At 52.8% G+C, this 2,500-nt stretch carries 2 rRNA genes (1 of these 2 cut by a window edge); both read left to right on the top strand.

The features are described from left to right. Positions 1-2,289 (top strand): 23S ribosomal RNA (locus E5J99_RS20640) (it extends 622 nt beyond the left edge of the window). An 89-nt stretch (positions 2,290-2,378) separates the two neighbouring features. Continuing rightward, positions 2,379-2,490 (top strand): 5S ribosomal RNA (gene rrf, locus E5J99_RS20635). The last annotated feature ends 10 nt before the right edge of the window (positions 2,491-2,500 follow it).

The following is a 2,500-nucleotide window of genomic DNA, read 5'->3' as shown; positions in this document are numbered from 1 at the left end:
TACTCCTCTCTGGCAAGGTTAAATGACTGAAGTCGTGGAGCCGCAGCGAAAGCGAGTCTGAATAGGGCGCAGAGTCAGAGGGGGTAGACGCGAAACTTTGTGATCTACCCTTGAGCAGGATGAAGGTTGGGTAAAACCAACTGGAGGTCCGAACCAGTTTCCGTTGAAAAGGATTTGGATGACTTGAGGGTAGGGGTGAAAGGCCAATCAAACTGAGAAATAGCTCGTACTCCCCGAAATGTATTTAGGTACAGCGTCGGCGTTGAGTTATATGGAGGTAGAGCTACCAATAGGACTAGGGGGTGTCAAAGCCTACCGAATCCTGATGAACTCCGAATGCCATATAATATAGCCGGCAGTGAGGCTTGGGGTGCTAAGGTCCCAGGCCGAGAGGGAAAGAACCCAGACCATCTGCTAAGGTCCCTAAATTCGGACTAAGTTGAACAAAGGAGGTCCACTTGCTTTGACAGCCAGGAGGTTGGCTTGGAAGCAGCCATTCCTTTAAAGAGTGCGTAACAGCTCACTGGTCGAGCGAGAGGGCATCGATAATACGCGGGCATCAAGTCCGGTACCGAAGCAATGGATTCAACCTATGGTTGAGTGGTAGGGGAGCATTCCAGCAGCGGTGAAGGTGTCCTGTCAGGGATGCTGGAGCGGCTGGAAAAGCAAATGTAGGCATGAGTAACGATAAGGCGGGTGAGAAACCCGCCCACCGATAGACTAAGGTTTCCTGATCAACGCTAATCGGATCAGGGTTAGTCGGGACCTAAGGCTACGCCGAGAGGCTACGTCGATGGACAGCTGGTTGATATTCCAGCACTTACTCTTTTAAGTGATGCAGTGACGCAGAAGTGAAAGTACCGCGGGCGGACGGAAGTGCCCGTTGAAGGGCGTAGGTATAGGAGGAGTAGGTAAATCCGCTCTTTTTGCTGAAACCTGATAGTACCTGGCGGCTTCGGCCAACGGGATAGTGTACCTAATCAGACTGCCAAGAAAACCTGCTAAGCGTTTAAATGAAAGAGTGACCCGTACCGCAAACCGACACAGGTAGTCAAGGAGAGAATCCTGAGGTGCTCGAGTGAATCACGGCCAAGGAACTCGGCAAAATGGACCTGTAACTTCGGGAGAAGGGTCGCTTCCTTGTCAGCAATGACAAGAAGCCGCAGTGAAAAGGCCCAGGCGACTGTTTAACAAAAACACATGGCTTTGCGAACTCGTAAGAGGAAGTATAAGGCCTGACACCTGCCCGGTGCCGGAAGGTTAAGAGGGGAACTTAGTCGCAAGGCGAAGGTTTGAATCGAAGCCCCGGTAAACGGCGGCCGTAACTATAACGGTCCTAAGGTAGCGAAATTCCTTGTCGGGTAAGTTCCGACCTGCACGAATGGTGTAACGATCTGGGCGCTGTCTCAGCCGTGAGCTCGGTGAAATTGTAGTCTCGGTGAAGATGCCGAGTACCCGCCACGGGACGGAAAGACCCCGTGCACCTTTACTATAGCTTGACATTGACGCTGGGTAACACATGTGTAGGATAGGTGGGAGACTATGAAGCGGTGCCGCTAGGTATCGTGGAGTCAACGTTGAAATACCACCCTTGTGTTGCTTGGCGCCTAATCTCTAACCGGGAAACAGTGTCTGGTGGGTAGTTTGACTGGGGTGGTCGCCTCCAAAAAAGTATCGGAGGCTTTCAAAGGTCCGCTCAGTACGCTTGGTAACCGTACGCAGAGCGCAATAGCAGAAGCGGGCTTGACTGTGAGGCCTACAAGCCGAGCAGGGTCGAAAGACGGATATAGTGATCCGGTGGTTCCGCATGGAAGGGCCATCGCTCAAAGGATAAAAGGTACGCCGGGGATAACAGGCTGATCTCCCCCAAGAGCTCATATCGACGGGGAGGTTTGGCACCTCGATGTCGGCTCGTCACGTCCTGGGGCTGGAGAAGGTCCCAAGGGTTCGGCTGTTCGCCGATTAAAGTGGCACGCGAGCTGGGTTCAGAACGTCGTGAGACAGTTCGGTCCCTATCTGTGGTGGGCGTTGGATATTTGAGAGGACCTGACTTTAGTACGAGAGGACCGAGTTGGACCAGCCGCTCGTGCACCGGTTGTGGCGCCAGCTGCAGCGCCGGGTAGCGACGCTGGGATGAGATAAGCGCTGAAAGCATCTAAGTGCGAAACTCACCTCAAGATGAGATATCCCATACTAAGAGTCGTCGTAGACTACGACGTGGATAGGCGGTAGGTGGAAGGTCCGAAATGGCCGAGCTGAGCCGTACTAATGACTCGAAAGCTTCTTTAACACAAGCTCCGCGCTTGCTTCTTCTTACTCGTTTCCTTGCGTCAACGATTTTATCAGTGCTCGTTGTAAAACGTGAAACTGACACCAGTAATGGTGGCTTTAGCACGGGTGTTCACCTCTTCCCATTCCGAACAGAGTCGTTAAGCCCCGTAGCGCCTATGGTACTGCCTTCACCGGCGGGAGAGTCGGTCGCCGCCAACTTTATTTATAC

This window comes from Hymenobacter elongatus, assembly GCF_004745955.1.
Taxonomy (GTDB): domain Bacteria; phylum Bacteroidota; class Bacteroidia; order Cytophagales; family Hymenobacteraceae; genus Hymenobacter; species Hymenobacter elongatus.
The sequence above is the reverse complement of the archived record's forward strand: the minus strand, read 5'-3'. Positions and strand labels throughout refer to the sequence as shown.